Origin of the sequence: Paenibacillus algorifonticola, from assembly GCF_000971975.1 — a bacterium.
Lineage (GTDB): Bacteria > Bacillota > Bacilli > Paenibacillales > Paenibacillaceae > Pristimantibacillus > Pristimantibacillus algorifonticola.
In genome coordinates this window covers 51,931-68,489 of record NZ_LAQO01000011.1, presented here as the reverse complement: position 1 = coordinate 68,489, position 16,559 = coordinate 51,931, and the positions used below count along the sequence as shown (strand labels likewise).

The window sequence follows — 16,559 nt, the reverse complement described above, 5'->3', positions numbered from 1 at the left end:
TTCTCCCAGAAGGAGCAATGCTGTTATTCCGGTTTCACCAGAAATAGCGGCTGCCCGTATTCCACCAATTGGCCGTTCGTGACAAGTACTTCGACGATTTCGCCGCGCACTTCCGCTTCCAGCTCGTTCATTAGCTTCATCGCTTCCAAAATGCAAACGACGCTTTTCTCCGATACGCGATCGCCTGGTTTTACGAATACCGCAGCATCAGGGCTTGGCGAGCTGTAAAACGTACCAACCATTGGGGAAGTAATTTGGTGCAAATTCTCACTTGCAGCGCGCGCTGCAGGCGTCTCAGATGCTGTAGACTGCGAAGCTGGCTCAATAGCAGGTGCTTGTGTGTAAACGGGAGCAGGCTGCTGTGAATATGTATGCGTTAGCGGGGCTGCTTGCACATTGACGACTTCCGTTTTCCCCGGCTTGCGAATCAGCAGGCGAGTCCCTTCGTTTTCGATTTCCAGCTCATGAACGGAGGTTTGATCGACCAGCTTGATCAATTCTTTAATCTCGCTCAATTTGAACATGAATGTTTCACTCCTTAAAGTTTTGCGGTAGCAAAACCGCTTCGTAAGCATTCGCCTAGTTTTGCGGTAGCAAAACCGCTTCGTAAGCATTTGCTTCGTTTTGCGGTAGCAAAACCGCATAGTAAGCTTAGCTTGCATTGTTCACTTTTATTAATTGGCACAATAACGTTTAACATTATATCATAAACGCTCAGGAACACGAATTATTTTTTACAAATGCATAAAATCACCTTTAAACAGCTGCCTGTCCCTAAAAAAAAACGGCAGCCCAGGCGATAAAAATAAAGCCCGAACTCCCGCTATTTTCGATTAAATGGAAAACAAAGACGGAAACTGCTGGATAATTCCGTTCGTCATTACGTCAGCCATTCCCATTGCCTGCGGTTCGATTTGGTCATTCAGGGCGACGTTTTGCTCATAGTTTTTAGCGAGTCGAGCCGCCACTTCGTCGGTAAGCAGCCTAAGATGCTCATCAAGCATCCTTTTCCACTCCTCTTTGGACCAATAAGGATTTATCCGGCTCAGGAAGTCGGCAATGGCTTCGGCGTTCATATACCAACGTCTTTGGGCATCCGCTGCCGCTGAGCTATTGCCAGCCTGGAGCGCTTTGACGAGCTCGGCTGCAATTACAAGATGCTCCCGCAGCAATTCGGCAAACCTGGCCGCAATGGCCCTTCCATAAAAAGGCTCAAGTGCCGCTGCAAAGTCGGTTGAGTTCCTTAGCAGCCTGGCAGTCGTTGCTTGTTCGTCGGCAAGACGGTCAACAATGCTGTTCACCGTCAATCTTGTCCAGTACACATGCTGCACCCACAATGCCCGGAGTTTGCGGTTCAATTCCATGCTGGATGATGACCAGCATACAGGATGATGCGTTTTAGCCATTTGATGGGGATGAGCGGGATAATAGCGATACATAACGTGTCGTTAGCTCCTTTTTTACTTTTGTATATTATATAGGCGCAGCGCTATTAACGTGCAACATTGTGCACAGAAAAAAATCCCGGAAACGCCAGCTTAGCTGACGTCCGGGATTTCATGCTCTGGCAAGGCTTAATTAAGGTACAAATTGCACCGATACCTGATCTGCATTGATTTCCATTTTTTTCATAACGAGATCAACAATATCCGCTGCTTGATTTTTCTCCAGCTTCTCGCTGGCTACGACGACTTTGTAAACGTTGTTTTCTTCGTCCACAATAGCAGATTCATAGTTTTGCATCAGTTGCTCTTCCAGCTCTGTCAGCTTAACATTTTTTTCTTCGAGCAAGGAAAGCTGTTTTGCCGCTTCAGTGGATTTCTCTTTATCTACCTGTGTATTTGCGATATCCGCCATCAGCTTATCCAGCTCCTCGTTATTTTCCTGCGTCCGCTTCTCCTGAATATCGGCGAACACGCTCGTTGCCGGGCTCCCTTGCTCATACTGCTCCAGCACCTCTTTATCAGCCTCGCTCACCCCATTGTCCGCACCTTGCTGCACCTCATCCACGACAATGCCGCTGCCCGCAGCCTCCGTCGCTCCCTGCCCCACCGTCTGCTCCAACTGCGAGTTGTCTGTCAGCAATTCCGGCGAGCTTGCGTCCTGCGTAAACAAGTAATAGGCGGACAGTACCACCATCAAGCTGAGCATCGATACGAGCCAAATCGTTTGTCTTTTCGTGTTCATGTGAACACCCTCCTCAAAATGGTATAAAAGCTGGACTACTGCTTCCTCGGTGCAACAGAAATGCGGGATGCCGCGACATTCACGCCTTTTTCGACCGCATCTATAATTAAACGCCTGACGGTTACGTTTTCCGCACCCTTGGCTACGATAAGAACGCCGCGAATGCGTGGATTGATCGTCTTTTTGATGATCGGCTTCTGATCGCCGGACACCTCGACAAGCACTACCTCGCCATCCTTGTTAATCGTCGTAATATGCCGTTTGCCCCCGTTTTTGTCATTCTCGTCTGTAACCGACTGCGTCTCTTTCTCATTGCGTTCAACGACGATTTCCTCCGTTGAATCAATGGTGACCAGAACATCCACATCGCCAACACCAACGATTTTCTCCAAAATTTCCTTAAGCCTCGCCTCCAGCGGCTGCTCTACCGCTTCGAAAGCGGCTCCTTCCTGCGAGCCTGGGCTGGTCCAGGCCGTATCGTCCACCGGCTGCAGATTTTGTCCTTGCCCCTGTACGGAAGGCTCAACCTCATTATAGGTGAGAAAAGAATTAATCAGCATCAGCAGCGCTCCAATACAGCCGATAATGAGCAGGAGGCGCAGCATTTGTACTCGCTTCGGTCCCCCAGGGCCTCCGCCCGCCATCGCTTCCAGCTTCTCCAGCCACTTCGCCACCTGTCATTATCGCTCCTTTCGCTTCACTTTTCTCCGCGAATGCTTGCCGGCTGGCGAACGATGATGGCCTCAGGCGATAGTCCCCAGCCCTCGGTGAGCACAGCTCTGGTCTGCTTATCGAGCTCTGCGTTCACGGGCTGCCATAACTGTTCATCAGAATCACTCTGTTCTCCTGAAGAATTATACTGCCCAGTCTCCGCCACCTCAGGCACCATAACCTCCACACTTACCGGCTCAACGGCTTCGATCTGTCTATTACCCTCCTGCCCATCCTGCGTCGAATTCACATCCGAAGCTGTAGGAGACCCTCTCGGCGGAGCCGCCTCTTCTTCAGGAAGCATCTGAGGAAACGTGACTGTCACCGTATCCATATCGACCATCTCTACATCCCCTTCCTTGATCCATTTCAGTTTGACTTCAACCGAGCTTGCCGTCTGACCCGTGTAGCGAACGATTGCGGTTTCCATCGCTTTGGAGAGCGTACTGCCGGTAAGGTTAGCCGCCTGCTGCTGCTGCTTGTGTTTAAGATCCTCAGCCTGACGCTGAATGTCGGCAAGCGTTGGCATTTTCACCTGCCGCTGCGCCGTGCTCATCTCCCATTGCTGGATGCCTGCACTCAGCCCTGCCGTTATGTCGCCTTGCAGCAGGCGAAGCAGCGGAGACAGCAGCGTCAGCAGAACGAGCAAGCCGATAACGAGTCTGGTATAGCGCAGCATCGCCTTGTTGGGCAGCAGCAGCTCGGTGCATACAGCGAGCATAATGACGGCGATGATGTCATGCAGCCAATCGCCCAGCCAAGCTACCATGCGATTCGCCCCCTTTTTTCAAGCATCCGGTTTACCGGACCATCATTGCTGCGTTTCCTGCTGTCAGCACGATCGTGACGGCGAGGAAAAACATCAAGCTGACAGCGGCCAGCGCGGCAAACACATAAATCAGCGTCTTGCCAATCGTTTGCAGACAGACCACAATCGGCGAATCGCCCAGCGGCTGCATGACAGCGGCGCATACATTGTAAATTAGCGCCAGCGTCAAAATTTTGATCGCGGGAAAAGCACTGATAAACAGCAGCATAATGACGCCTGCAAGTCCGATTGCATTTTTCGCCAGCATGGAAGCCGATATGACGGTATCCGCCGCATCCGAGAACATGCGCCCGACCACAGGAACGAAGTTGCCAGTGACGAACTTGGCCGTTCGCATCGTTACACCATCCGTTACCGCTCCCGTCGCTCCCTGTACAGAAACGACACCGAGGAAAATCGTAACTAGTGCGCCCAGAATGGTAATGCTGATGCTGCGCAGCAGATTGGCAAGCTGGGTCACCTTAAAGCGCTCGGTCATGGCGCTGACGATGTGCAAAATAGCCGAGAAAAACAACAATGGGAATACCAGCGTATAGACAAGCGTGCCCACGACATGAATCATAAAAATAATAAGCGGATGCAGCACCGACACCGTCATGACATTGCCCATCGATGCAAGCAGCGCAAGCAGCAGCGGAAGCATCGCCAGCATGAACTGGATCATGTTTTCGATCGCTTCCTTGGCATAGCCGATCGCTACATTAAAGCTGTTGACCGTGATGATAAGGATGACCATGAAGGTAATGGAATAAGCTACCTTGCTGACTGCATTGCGCTCGAAAGCGTTTTGCAGCGTTTCCAGCATCATGCTGAAGACGGTGAGTGTAACGATTGTGACCAGCAGCTTGCCATTGTACAGCACCTCATGCAGAAAATAAGACAGCAGCCCTTTCAGCACCGTTTCCAGCTTGAGTCCTTCTCCACCCGGCAGCAGCATTTGGGCAAAGCTCGGCAGCTTCTGCTCAGGGAAAAACCCGCCATATTCGTTCTTGAGCTGATTCCAGTATTTCTCCACCGCATCCGTATCCATATCGTTCAGCCCGGTGCCGGTCAGCTGCCCCAATGCGGCTTGCGCCTGAGCCTGCTGGGACGGCTGTGTTTGCATAGGCTGCGTTTGCTGACTTTGCGAAGTCTGCTGCGACGACGTCGGCTGTGAAGCTGGCTGCTGAGAAGACGGCTGCTCCGACTGCCCGGCTGACGTTGACGCCCCTTGTGCTGCGGCCTCTGAGCTTGGAACAAGCAGCAAAAAGTACAAAACAGCGGCAAATAGCGTGAACCAAACGGCGTTCGACGGATAGGAGCTGCCAGCAAGCTTTATCCTCAACTAGCTCCTCCTCCTGTCGGCAGCAGGTTGATGACCGTTTCGATAATGACGCTGATGATCGGCACCGCCATGACGAGAATTAATATTTTTCCAGCGAATTCGATTTTCGACGCGATGCTCTCCTGACCGGCATCCCTGACAATTTGGGCGCCGAATTCAGCGATGTAGGCGATGCCGATTATTTTCAGCACCGTCTTCAAATAAATAGAAGGAATGCCGGAGCGATTCGCTAAATCAGAAAGCACCGCGATGACGGAATCGATTTTGCCAAGCAGGAACAGAAAAATAAAGAGGCCGGTAAATGCCGCAAGCAGGAAAGCGAACAGCGGCTTTTGCTCTCGAACGACAAGGATGAGGACTGTTGCGATCAGTCCAAGACCGACGATTTGAATGATTTCCACTTCGCTTCACCTACTTGCGGCTTCTCTTCAAGCTGGCTACTGGAACAGAAAAATCGTTTTAATTTCCTGAAACAGCTCGTTCAGCATACGCACTACCATAAACAACACGACAACAAAGCCGATTAATGTCACCCAATGCGCCATATCTTCCTTCCCCATCTGCTTAAGCACCGTATGAATCATCGCAATGATAATCCCGATACCGGCTATTTGGAAAATGGCGCTCACATCCATATTCATTTCCGCGGCACCCCATTAAACCATCAAAATAACGAGCAGCACGGCGATTAAAACGCCGAGGCTTTTCCACATCGTCTCATACCTCGCCTGATCCTCCCGCGCCGAATCTTCCTCCGCCTTCAGTTGAATGAGTGCCAGCTTCAAATGCTTAAGCTGATCTTCACGGTCGCTGATACCGAGCGTCGAGCCAAGACGGATCAACACCGCCTGCTCGTTACTCCGCATTGCCGTTGCTCCCCAAATCTCTCGAACTGCCCGTTCCCAGCTTTCGCGAAAGGATAGTCCTTCGTCGCTCGCAAGCCCTTCCGAGGCAAGTGCCAGCATCCGGTTTAATGGAGCCGGTACAAAAGCTGATGTTCGGGTTAGCGCCTCCGGCAGCGGGGTATGCCCGTAGCCAATTTCCGTTTCGAGCCTCTGCAGCGCATGAGCGGTCTGGCGAAGCTGACGGGGCCTTGCGGCAAAACGCGCCGCCTGCTGGAAGCCAAGCATCGTTCCGGCGAATAAAATCAGCAGCGCGCCGAACAGCTTCAGCACATGGCATCGCCCCGCATCAGCCCGGAAAACAAGGGCGCAGCATCTTCGGCTAATCGCGGCACTACTGCTGTAGGCTCTCGTGCCGCCCAACCTCTTACGCAAGCTTCCGCCGTAAGCACCCGGTGCATAATGCCCGAAGGCGTTCGGCGGAGCTCGACAATAAGGGAGAAAGCTCCTTCTTCCAGCAGCGAGCGCAATACAGGCCGCCCTCTAGCATCCTCGGCATCATACGCATGAGCTGTCGCTATGACGCTGACTCCGGCATGGCTGGCTTCCCGAATCGCCTCGCCATCCTCGGGTCGTCCAATCTCATCAGCAATAATGACATCCGGCGACATCGAGCGCAGCAACATCATCATTCCTTCCGCCTTGGGACAAGCATCCATGACGTCGGAGCGCGGGCCAATATCAAAGGTCGGAATGCCGCGCACACAAGCGGCTAATTCCGAGCGCTCGTCCACAATTGCAACTTTCCTGCCTGGCCAGCTTGCAGCGTCTCCACCACCCCATAGACCATAACTAACGGATCTTGCAATATCACGAACGAGCGTCGTTTTGCCCTGCTGAGGCGGGGCGAGCACAAGCGTGGAACGGACGGTTTTACGCGAGCGGTCGAGCAGCTTGGGCATGAGCGGAGCAGCTGAGCCGGGCACCTCTCTGGCTATCCGGATATTAAAGGCGCCAATTTCACGAATGCCGCGTACGCTTCCGTTATCGAGAATGGTACGCCCAGCCAGTCCAACCCGGTGCCCGCCCGCGACGGTAATGAAGCCTCGGCGCAGCTCTTCCTCCATCGCATACAAGGAATAATTGGTCATCCGCTCCAGCAGCTTGCGGCAAAGGTCGGCAGTAGGCTTGTACGCTCCGCCTGCTTGCGTTAAAAGCGTGCCATCATTTGCAGCGAAACGCGATTGACCGCCCATACCAATTTCCAGCGGACGCCCTTCACGAATCCGTATCTCTTCCAGCTGCTCCTGAACTTGCGCAGGGAGCCGTTCCAATATCGCTTTCAGCTCTAGCGGCAGCAAATGCGTAATGCGGCTAAGCATGCGTTCATCACTCCCGGATGTTTGTCCTTAGTCCTTTAATATGTATGCTTGGCCAGCTAAAATATGTCCATCTGCATGCAAATTACTAGATTAGAATTTGTTTATGTCCTTTCAATAGCTCAAGCGCTCTTCAAATAGAAAAAGCCGTTAGCTGACCCAACTTCATTGGGGCTAACGGCTCTTTCTATATAATGTACAAATCCATATATGGCTGAATATCTGTATGATTTACTATACGATTATGTCAACTGAGTAGTCAAGGTCGTACCCTCACAAAAACTGGTAGAATCGCCGAGTCCGCTGATGATCATTATGCTTCTGCTTGAGCATCTGTTTTCGCATGAGGCGCATTACGCTGAAATTATACAGTAAAAAATGTTGCTTTAACGAATACAGCCGCTATGCCCCCAGCCTCTTCCGTGAAAGCAAGCCGACTAGCTCCAGACCATAGGCGATGCCATCATCATCTACATCCTTCGTGACATACTTCGCAATCTGCTTCACTTCATCCGGGGCGTTGCCCATCGCCACGCTCTGTCCGATATACTGGAGCATCTCCAGGTCATTCAACTGGTCTCCAAAAGCATAAGCCTCTTCCGGAGCAGCGCCGAGCTTTTGCAGCAATTGTGAAATGCCTTGCGCCTTGGAGCCTCCTCCTGGAAGCACGTCCGCAGAATAAGCATGCCAACGAACAAAATGCAGCTGCGGAAATTTGTTTTTGTAGCCGTCATCCTCTTTTTGCTTGTCGAACAGCATCATCTGATAGATGTCCCGTTCACGATAGAACACAGGATCATATGGCGGACTGTCGTAATTGAGTGCAGAGAAGCAAGTCTGCACATAGGGATGCTGCTCGCTGCTTGCTGCCATAGTTGCTGCATCCAAATACACAAGCGGCGTCCTGTACTGCCTGGCATATTCGCTAAGCTGCTCCATATCCGCCCGCCGAAAAGGATTGCTGAATATAACCTCTCCCTCATGAACCACATATTGCCCATTAAAGCTAACATAGGTTTGAATGCCCAGCTCCTGCCGAAGCGCCTCCAGCATAAAAGGGGAACGTCCCGATGCCAACGCGACCAGATGCCCTTCCTCCTGAAGCGCCTTGATGGCATGCTTGGCGGAAGGAACGAGCCTCTTATTCCGACCAAGCAGTGTTCCGTCAATGTCAAAAAATATAATGCTGCGCTTGTTTGGCATCCAGCACACCTCTTTTCCTCCGTTTACTAGACAGGCAGCGCCAGCGTCACATGCTCATTCATCCGAAATGCGCGCGGAGAAATTACTTCCCACTGCTCCTTATCTGCACGAATATCATAATGAAATTCCTTGCCCTGGAACTGCACATTGACTACCTCACCTTTAATTCCTTCCTCCAGCGCGTCTCCAAGCACGAACTGATCAGGTCTGACCGGATAAGCACCTGTCTGCTTAAAATGGGTGCTGACCTCGCCGCCATACCATTTAAGCTCTGAAGCAGCAGCCCTCGGTATAAAATGATTCTGCTCCCAGCGTCCCTGTACAAGATTTGCTTTGGATACAAACTTGGCTACAAATTCCGTATTTGGTCGCAAATAAATATCCTGCGGCGTTCCCGCCTGCTCAATCTCGCCATCCTTCATTACTATAATGCGGTCTGCCATGGCGAGCGCTTCGCCCTGATCGTGGGTCACATATACAATGGCTGTGCCAGTCTGCCTATGAACGCTCTGAATTTCGCGCCGCATGTCCATGCGCAGCATCGCATCGAGACTGCTAAGCGGCTCATCCATAAGCAGAAGCGAGGGCGACGGTGCAATTGCTCTTGCAATCGCTACACGCTGCTTCTGTCCGCCAGACAATTCATGCGGCATGCGCGCAGCAAGCTTGGACAATCCGACCATTGCGAGCACCCGCTCCACATGCTCCTGCTCATTGTCACGAATATGCGCTGGCGTCTCTCTATGTGAACGAATCGGGAAACGGACATGCTCCGCTACATTCATATGCGGCCACAGTGCAAACGCCTGAAACACCATGCCGATCCGGCGCCTCTCTGGCGGAATCGCAAAGCTGCTGCTGGCAACAAGCTTGCCATTCATCTGAATTTCACCGCCGCTCGGCTGCTCAAAGCCAGCCAGCATGCGCAGCAGCGTCGTTTTGCCGCAGCCCGACGGACCCAGAATGGCTGTAAACTCTCCCGAGGCCAGCGTCAAATTGAGTGCTTTCAACGCTTGAAAGCTGCCGAAGGACTTGGTCACCTCTTTAATCGCGATACTCATTTATTCGCACCTCCTAATCCTTTGCGGGACAACCATTTTTGCAGCAGCAGCACCGAAGTCCCGCCAACTGCAATCAATAACACAATCAAGCTGGAAAGCGCGGTTGAATACAGCGTATTGCCCGCCTGCTCAAAGCTGAATATGGTAACGCCGATCGTCTGGGAGCCAGAGGAATACAGCAGGGCGGACACGGTAAGCTCGGTCAGCGCGGTAAGAAACACGAGCAGCCCGCCGCTTACGATACCCGGCAGCAGCATCGGCAGAAGAATCGTTTTCCACTTGCGCCACATTCCTGCTCCCGCTATTCGCGCCGCCTCCTCCATAGACGGATCAATTTGCATAAAGGCGGTCATGCTCGCACGAATTTGCAAGATCAGAAAGCGGCAAATATAGGCGATGTACAAAATATATATCGTGCCATAAATGCCACCATTTACACCGGGAAGCGGCTGCATCCAGACGAGGATCATCGAAAGAGCAAACACGATGCCCGGCAGCGTGTAAGGCAAGGCAATCGCAAGCTCAGCCGCCTTCGACAAGGCCGATGGCTTGCGCACGCGAATATAGGCGAAAATCGAGCCGACTACCATGCAGATGATCAACGTTACGACGGACAGCAGCACGCTATTTTGAATCGACTGCCACACCTTCGCATTTTCGAACAAAATATACCGATAATTGTCCAGCGTGAGGTTCGAAGGAATTAAGCCAAGCCCATACGCCCGCTTGAACGACAACGATATCATCGCAAGCAGCGGTACAGCCGTAATAAATAGCAGCAGGGCCCACAGGCCTCCGCCTACCCATTTCCGGCGCGAGCCAAGCAAGTAGCGGGGCGAATAATCCGGCATCGTCGTCTCGGATGTTTTGCTTTTGCGCAGCATCAGCCATTGCAGCATAGTTCCGATAACAGCGACAATGCCGAGAATAACAGATAAGGAAGCGCCGCGCGCGAAGGCCGCTGGACCAAAGCCGATAATTTCTTCATAGATGAGCGTACTTAGCACCGTTATATTGGCAGGCGTACCGAGAAAAGCCGGAATGCCAAAGTTGTCGAGCGAAGCGAGGAAGACGAGCAAGCCGCCTGCCGCGAGACCGGGCATAGCCAGTGGAAATGTAATACGGCGAAATGTCTTCAGCCGACCAGCTCCTCCGGCACGGGATGCCCATTCCAGATCACGGGGGATTTTACGCAAAACATCGACGGTAAAGAGATAAACGAGCGGAAAATGATGAATGCCCATGACGAAAATAATACCGCTGTAGCTATACATGCTCCAAGGCTCGCCAGGTATGCCCAGCCCCTTCAGCAGCTCAGCAAGCATCCCCTGACTGCCCATAAAGGCAGACCACGATAGCGTCAGCACGTAAGAAGGCAAAATAAAGCAGAGAAGGATAATAAGATGCAGCAGCTTTTTATACTTGAGATCGGTATAGGCCATCAGCCAAGCGACCGTCATCCCAAGCACGACAGACAGCAGCGTGGAGCCGGTTACGATAATAAAGGTGTTCCATAAAGCCGACCAGAAGCGCGGCTGATTCAGCAGCTCATTGTAAATCGACAGCGTCAGGCCTGCTTCTCCTGCCACGCTTAAATGCACGAGCCTCGCAATCGGCCAGACAAACAACAGGAGGACTGCAACGGCGCCCAGCAAGGCCGCTATTTTTCCTATTACAACGGATAGAGGCAGACGGACAGCGCCTGCCCGTCTCCTTCCGCTGCGTGCTATGCCATGTTGAACCTTTGAAACCTCTTCCATAGCCTGCTACCCCCGCATTATTGTCCGAAAAGCTTCGTGAACTGCTGCTTGTCGGCTTCCCGTTCTGCTGTTAATGTCTTAATGTCACCTGACAAAATCGTCATGTCGCCAATCGCCTTCAAGCCTTCCGGAGCGGCTACTCCTTTACGAATCGGCGTATAGCCAATTTCCGCGGCCAGCTTCTGACCATCCTCGGAAAGCACGTAATCGACGAAAGCTTTCGCAGCTGCTTCATTTTTCGTATTGTTCATAATCGCAATCGGCTCTGTAATAATCGGAACGCCCTCTTGCGGATAATTAAGCTCAATTGGTGAGCCCTTCGCTTTCTCACGGGCAACCATGTAATCAACAACTACCCCATAGGATTGCTCGCCGCTTGCTACCGCTTTGAGAACAGCACCATTGCCTTTAATGACCGTCATCGCATTATCCTTTAAGCCTTGGAAGAAATCCCAGCCAAAGCCGTCCGTTCGCGTAAACACACCGACATTATAAGCGGCTGCACCGGAATACAACGGACTTGGCATAATGCTCTGCCCTTTGCTCGCTGCATCTGTCAGTACATGCCAGGACGTTGGAGCTGCCGATACCTTCGATGTATTGTGAGCAAGAATGGTAGCGATAACCTTCGTACCGCTGTACATGCCGTCTGGATCTACCAAATCTGCAGGAATTTCACTCAGCTCAGGCGATTTGTAAGAGAGCAGCAAATCCTGCTGCTTCAGCCCTTCGAAAGTTACGGAATCCGCAAGCAACAGCACATCTGCCTGAACGGCTCCCGCCGTTTTTTCCGCCTGCAGCTTCGTCACGACTTCCTCCGTGCCTGAACGGAACACTTCAACCTGCACATCCGGATATTGGCCATTAAAGCCAGCAGTCAGCTTTGCGACATCATCTTCTGGCTGGGACGTATAAAAGGACAGCTTACCCGTCACCGTGCTGCCAGCCGAGCCTTGCGTATTGCCCGCAGCGTTCGTGGAATTTTCTGCCGAGCCGCAGCCGCCCATAATTAAAGCTAAAGCCAAAGATGAGAACACAAAACCTTTTTTCCAATTTTTCACGGATGATCGCTCCTTATGTCGGTTGAGTTTAGCTATTGTTTAGGTTTAACTATCGCTTAAATCTAGTTACTGATTAGGTATAGTTATGGATTAGGTGAGGTTAGCAAATAATCGCGAATCGCTTGCGCAACTCCATTCTCAGAGTTAGCTGCGGTTGTGCATGCTGCAATTCGCTTGATGTGATCTGCTGCATTGCCCATTGCAATTCCAAGGCCCGCCCACCGGAGCATGTCCGTATCATTGTCATAATCCCCGATGGCCGCTACTTGCTCTGGCGCAATGTTTTGCTCCGCGCATAATTGTGCCAGCGCCGAGCGCTTGCTAACACCGGCCGCGTTAATATCGAAACGCCGGCTTCCCGTACGAGTCAATGTAAAAGCACCCCATGTCGCAAGCTCGGCGTAAAGCTGTTCGAGCTGCTCGCTGTCATCGCAAATGACCGTCGCTTTATAAAGCGGCTCCATCGCTCCGATAGCAAAGCTGCTTAGCCTCCCGACCGGAATGACCTTAATCAGCTCCGAAGCTTTTTGGTAGCCAGCATCCAGATCGGTTAAAGGCCGCCCCTCCTTCACGACCACATTGGCAAGCGGCCAGCTCCGGTTAAGCTCCGTCAATTCCTTTACGTACAGTCGGTTATACCCATAAAAATGAATGTACATGTCCCGCTGCTCCGTCAGCATCGCTACGCTTGAAGCATGCTCGGGCCGAAGCGGCGTGCCTGACAGCAGCTCTCCGGTCTCTGGATCAAGAAGCACAGAGCCATTAAGCCCGATCAGTGGACAGCTTGCTGCAATTTCCTTTCCATGCATCCAGACCGAGGCTGGGAAACGCCCCGAGGCAATCGTCAGCGTTACGCCGCTCTCTTGCAGTTCCATTAACGCCTTGCGAACGCCGGGCGTAATTTGCTTGTTTTTATCAAGCAGCGTGCCATCCATATCCATCGCAAAAAGTTTATACATGTTTGTCCATCATCCTATCGTCCATGGGCTATACGACATACATCGCGGACATTTGCGGCAATGCGACTGGCCCGCCGAATGCTTCGCTTGCTGCCCTGCGCATAAATTCAAAATCACCGTCGCCAGGCAGATGAACGAGCACCAGCTGTTTGACATTGGCTTTTTCGGCAATGCTGCCAGCCTCTGCCGCATTCATATGGCCGTGTCCCGTCGTATGCCTGCTCCCTTCGCAAATCGTAGCCTCGCATAACAAAATATCCGCATCCTTGGCAATCGAAATCAACGATTCGCAATAGGAAGTGTCGCCCGAGTAAACAAGCACCTTGCCTTGATAAGTGATTTTCACCGCGTAGCAAGGAATCGTATGCTTGACCGGAACGAATTCAATGTTCGCACCAGCCAGCTGAATACTCGCCAGTGAATCAATCCGCTTCACGATGGTATGCTCACTGTACAGATTTTCCAGCATATTAGCTGGCTCTGCAGGCGCATAAATCGCCAGCTTGTCATCCATCCGTCCATTGCGCCGTGCTCCCGCAGCAGCATATTGCAAAATCCCGATATCTGCCATGTGATCAAAGTGCAGGTGGGATAAAATAACGCCTGATAAGTGCTCGACTGTTGTATGTGCAGCAAGCCGGCTCATAACCCCGCTGCCGCAATCCAGTAAAATCTGCCCTTCATCTGTGCTGACCAGATACCCCGCCGTAGCACCTCCAGCTGGAGGGTAGCCACCCCAGTATCCTAAAATTTTCACATCCATGCTTTCACCTCTACAAAGTCCGATAGCCAACGTTGTTTACATATGTTCTGAACAATTACAATTGTAATAACCGTATGTTAGCCAAGTGTTATCGAAAAATAAAGAAAGCGTAAAGAAGCGGTTATTCACCTTTACAAGCGCTTCGTTCTATTGACTCTACCCCTCATTCATCCTTATAGTGAGTGATAGATTAGTAGAATCCAGTTAAAAGGAAGGTTATGCATGTTCAATGGGGAAGATAAAAAAACACTCATTAAAATAAGCAAGCTCTATTATTACGATTCCTGGACACAGGAGAAAATTGCGGAGAAATTCGGCGTATCGAGGCCTTTCATCTCCAAAGCGCTGCAAAAAGCCCGCGATGAGGGCATCGTAGAAATTATTGTGCATGATGATCCCGCGCAAACGTCGGAGCTGGAGAAGGAGCTCGAGGAGCTTTTTCAGCTGGAGGAGGTGCTTGTTGTCCCGACACGCAATTTAAATCAGGAGCGGGTGACAAGTGCAATCGGAAGAGCGGCGGCTCATTTTGCCTTGAAATTCATTTCCAATGGCGACCGGATCGGCATTTCCTGGGGAAATACGCTGTATCATATGGTAAGGGAATTTCCGCTAGAGAAAAAAGAGGATGTCAAAATCATTCCACTCGTCGGCGGAACGGGCAGCACGCGCAATGAAATGCATTCCAACCAGCTGGCTTACGAGCTGTCCAAGAAGCTTGGTGTCGAATGCGATTCCCTCTACGCCCCAGCTATGGTGGAAACCGAGGAGCTTAAAGAGCAGCTTATTGCGCTGCCTAATATATCTTCCGTACTGAAAGCAGGCAGCACGATTAATTTGGCGCTCGTGGGCATCGGCAATCCTTTATCCATGTCCACGATGGAGCGGCTCGGCTATTTGAATGAAACGGTGCTGCAGGAGCTGCAAGCCTTACAGGTCGTAGCTGATATCAATTCATGTTTTATTAGGCGGGACGGGGCTGTTAGCGAGCATCCCATCAACCAGAAGGTCATCGGCATGAGCCTAGAGCAGCTAAAGCGCATTAGGCATGTCATCGGCATGGCCTTTGGTCTGCACAAAATCGACAGCATCCTAGCTGCACTAAAGGGCGGCTATGTCAATAAGCTTGTCACCGACGAGGCGACAGCAAGCAGCATGATTGAACGCATGAAGCTAGCCATGCCCTAACACAATAACAAGCAGCCATTCGGTCAGCGAATGGCTGCTATTTTTTTAATATACCGATCATTAAGCAGACGATTCCTATTGTCACCCAAACGAACTTCCCATAAGATAGCTTATCGGAAAGGCCGACTAGGCCGATTGTCGTCGTCGCAATCAGAATGAGCGGTCCTACGAGCGCGAGTGAGGAATTGACGATTAAAGCTTTGTCAATCTGGTTCAGCCGCAGCATAATTAGCGCAGCACATATTTCCAACGTTCCCGATGTAAGCCGCAAAGAAGCCATCGCGAGTACGATTTTATTCAGCATAATAAGTCCATCTCCCAACTTGTCCAGCCTCATTTCTATAGCTTATGCGCTTCGCCACCCGTTTCATGCTCATTTGTCGAAGGGACACACGCCCAGTGGCGGATGCATATATTACTCGCATAGGATCACAGGAGAAACGCTATGAAAGGCGGCTATTGACATGCAGATTCAGGTCATTTCAAGCGTGAATGAAGCCAGTTCAACACGCTTTCACCATAAAACCGCTATCATCGTCGATGTACTGCGGGCGGGCAGCACCATCGTTACGGCACTCGCTGCGGGCGCGGCTGCCATCATTCCCGTCGAAACCGTGATGGAAGCTAAAGCGGCGCAGCAGCCTGGGGATCTGCTTGGCGGCGAACGCTTTTGCCGAAAAATAGCTGGCTTTGACCTCGGCAACTCCCCAAGCGAATATGATCATGCTGCGGTGAGCAATCGCCGTATCATTTTAACGACGACGAACGGTACGCGAGCCTTGCAGAAGGCTGCCCGTGCAGATTACGTCTTAACGGCTGCGCTGCTCAATGCCACAGCGAGCGCTCAAGCAGCCGCTGCACTCAGGCGAGACATTGTCATCCTTTGTGCCGGTTATAATGATGAATTTGCAGCCGAGGACGGCTTTTGCGCCGGCCTGCTGCTGGATCGCCTTCAGCTGGCCGGGCCAGCTCCTGTAGAGCTTGACGACTTCGGCCTCGCGATGCTGGCTTTCTATCGAAACCGCAGCTCATACGCGCTGGAAACGCTCGCCTCAGGCGTCACCGGCAAACGGCTCGCCAAGATTGGCCTGCAGCGAGACATTGAAGCATGCGCGCCCATTGATTTGTATAAAGAAGTGCCTCAGCTGCTCGGTGGTATGCTAACCCGTATGCCCATTTAAGCGGTAAATATAAATAAACATAAAAAAAGGCCAGGGATCCTCTCCCCTGGCCTTTCCTTATGCTGCCGTTTTCCTTTACGTTTACGGCTGCTTCCCTCTAAAAAGACTCCTGCC

19 protein-coding genes are annotated in these 16,559 nt (G+C 51.7%); 2 read left to right on the top strand and 17 right to left on the bottom strand.

Annotation, left to right across the window (positions count from 1 at the left end; all coding sequences use genetic code 11):
- Positions 1 to 23: 23 nt before the first annotated feature.
- The 16 genes from accB to WH37_RS17625 all read right to left on the bottom strand — a co-directional run bounded on the left by accB (position 24) and on the right by WH37_RS17625 (position 14,079).
- Positions 24 to 524, bottom strand: a complete 501-nt coding sequence (gene accB / locus WH37_RS17700) for an acetyl-CoA carboxylase biotin carboxyl carrier protein (protein WP_046231943.1) — start codon at positions 522 to 524, stop codon at positions 24 to 26.
- Between the two features lie 309 nt (positions 525 to 833).
- Positions 834 to 1,439 carry an acetylglutamate kinase gene (locus tag WH37_RS17695; RefSeq protein WP_231594273.1) on the bottom strand — a complete coding sequence of 202 codons (606 nt, stop codon included), beginning with the start codon at positions 1,437 to 1,439 and terminating at the stop codon, positions 834 to 836.
- A 139-nt stretch (positions 1,440 to 1,578) separates the two neighbouring features.
- The gene (locus WH37_RS33740; protein ID WP_052737048.1) at positions 1,579 to 2,187 is read right to left on the bottom strand and encodes a SpoIIIAH-like family protein; all 609 of its coding nucleotides are present in this window, start codon (positions 2,185 to 2,187) and stop codon (positions 1,579 to 1,581) included.
- 35 nt (positions 2,188 to 2,222) lie between these two features.
- Positions 2,223 to 2,861 (bottom strand): stage III sporulation protein AG, encoded by a 639-nt coding sequence (gene spoIIIAG, locus WH37_RS17685; RefSeq protein ID WP_046231942.1) that lies wholly within the window; start codon positions 2,859 to 2,861, stop codon positions 2,223 to 2,225.
- Between the two features lie 23 nt (positions 2,862 to 2,884).
- A complete protein-coding gene (gene spoIIIAF / locus WH37_RS33735; protein ID WP_052737047.1) occupies positions 2,885 to 3,667 on the bottom strand; it encodes a stage III sporulation protein AF in 783 nt (260 codons plus the stop codon).
- A 31-nt stretch (positions 3,668 to 3,698) separates the two neighbouring features.
- Positions 3,699 to 5,051, bottom strand: a complete 1,353-nt coding sequence (spoIIIAE, locus tag WH37_RS17675; protein ID WP_231594272.1) for a stage III sporulation protein AE — start codon at positions 5,049 to 5,051, stop codon at positions 3,699 to 3,701.
- Positions 5,048 to 5,452, bottom strand: a complete 405-nt coding sequence (gene spoIIIAD / locus WH37_RS17670; RefSeq protein ID WP_046231941.1) for a stage III sporulation protein AD — start codon at positions 5,450 to 5,452, stop codon at positions 5,048 to 5,050. Before spoIIIAD ends, spoIIIAE begins: the two co-directional genes overlap by 4 nt.
- A 36-nt stretch (positions 5,453 to 5,488) precedes the next feature.
- Positions 5,489 to 5,692, bottom strand: a complete 204-nt coding sequence (gene spoIIIAC / locus WH37_RS17665; protein WP_046231940.1) for a stage III sporulation protein AC — start codon at positions 5,690 to 5,692, stop codon at positions 5,489 to 5,491.
- A 15-nt stretch (positions 5,693 to 5,707) separates the two neighbouring features.
- Entirely contained in the window at positions 5,708 to 6,226 is a 519-nt protein-coding gene (gene spoIIIAB / locus WH37_RS17660) for a stage III sporulation protein SpoIIIAB (RefSeq protein ID WP_046231939.1), read from the bottom strand.
- Positions 6,220 to 7,275 (bottom strand): stage III sporulation protein AA, encoded by a 1,056-nt coding sequence (spoIIIAA, locus tag WH37_RS17655; protein WP_046231938.1) that lies wholly within the window; start codon positions 7,273 to 7,275, stop codon positions 6,220 to 6,222. Before spoIIIAA ends, spoIIIAB begins: the two co-directional genes overlap by 7 nt.
- A 399-nt stretch (positions 7,276 to 7,674) precedes the next feature.
- The gene (locus WH37_RS17650; RefSeq protein ID WP_046231937.1) at positions 7,675 to 8,475 is read right to left on the bottom strand and encodes a Cof-type HAD-IIB family hydrolase; all 801 of its coding nucleotides are present in this window, start codon (positions 8,473 to 8,475) and stop codon (positions 7,675 to 7,677) included.
- Positions 8,476 to 8,501: 26 nt separating this feature from the next.
- The gene (locus WH37_RS17645) at positions 8,502 to 9,536 is read right to left on the bottom strand and encodes an ABC transporter ATP-binding protein (protein WP_046231936.1); all 1,035 of its coding nucleotides are present in this window, start codon (positions 9,534 to 9,536) and stop codon (positions 8,502 to 8,504) included.
- Entirely contained in the window at positions 9,533 to 11,296 is a 1,764-nt protein-coding gene (locus WH37_RS17640) for an ABC transporter permease (protein ID WP_046231935.1), read from the bottom strand. The genes WH37_RS17645 and WH37_RS17640 overlap by 4 nt, the downstream gene beginning before the upstream one ends.
- Before the next feature lie 17 nt (positions 11,297 to 11,313).
- Positions 11,314 to 12,357: an ABC transporter substrate-binding protein gene (locus tag WH37_RS17635; protein ID WP_414811878.1), complete on the bottom strand. Its 1,044-nt coding sequence runs from the start codon at positions 12,355 to 12,357 to the stop codon at positions 11,314 to 11,316.
- Positions 12,358 to 12,440: 83 nt separating this feature from the next.
- Positions 12,441 to 13,316 (bottom strand): Cof-type HAD-IIB family hydrolase, encoded by an 876-nt coding sequence (locus WH37_RS17630; protein WP_046231934.1) that lies wholly within the window; start codon positions 13,314 to 13,316, stop codon positions 12,441 to 12,443.
- 28 nt (positions 13,317 to 13,344) lie between these two features.
- Complete coding sequence (locus WH37_RS17625; protein WP_046231933.1) at positions 13,345 to 14,079, bottom strand: MBL fold metallo-hydrolase; 735 nt, start codon at positions 14,077 to 14,079, stop codon at positions 13,345 to 13,347.
- A 222-nt stretch (positions 14,080 to 14,301) separates the two neighbouring features.
- Here WH37_RS17625 and WH37_RS17620 point away from each other — a divergent pair, with 222 nt between their 5' ends.
- The gene (locus tag WH37_RS17620; protein WP_046231932.1) at positions 14,302 to 15,264 is read left to right on the top strand and encodes a sugar-binding transcriptional regulator; all 963 of its coding nucleotides are present in this window, start codon (positions 14,302 to 14,304) and stop codon (positions 15,262 to 15,264) included.
- Positions 15,265 to 15,301: 37 nt separating this feature from the next.
- On the opposite strand, the gene WH37_RS17615 is transcribed toward WH37_RS17620, so the two are convergent.
- Positions 15,302 to 15,568, bottom strand: a complete 267-nt coding sequence (locus WH37_RS17615; RefSeq protein WP_046232106.1) for a YqhV family protein — start codon at positions 15,566 to 15,568, stop codon at positions 15,302 to 15,304.
- 160 nt (positions 15,569 to 15,728) lie between these two features.
- Between WH37_RS17615 and WH37_RS17610 the strand changes: the two genes are divergently transcribed.
- The gene (locus WH37_RS17610; RefSeq protein WP_046231931.1) at positions 15,729 to 16,445 is read left to right on the top strand and encodes a 2-phosphosulfolactate phosphatase; all 717 of its coding nucleotides are present in this window, start codon (positions 15,729 to 15,731) and stop codon (positions 16,443 to 16,445) included.
- The last annotated feature ends 114 nt before the right edge of the window (positions 16,446 to 16,559 follow it).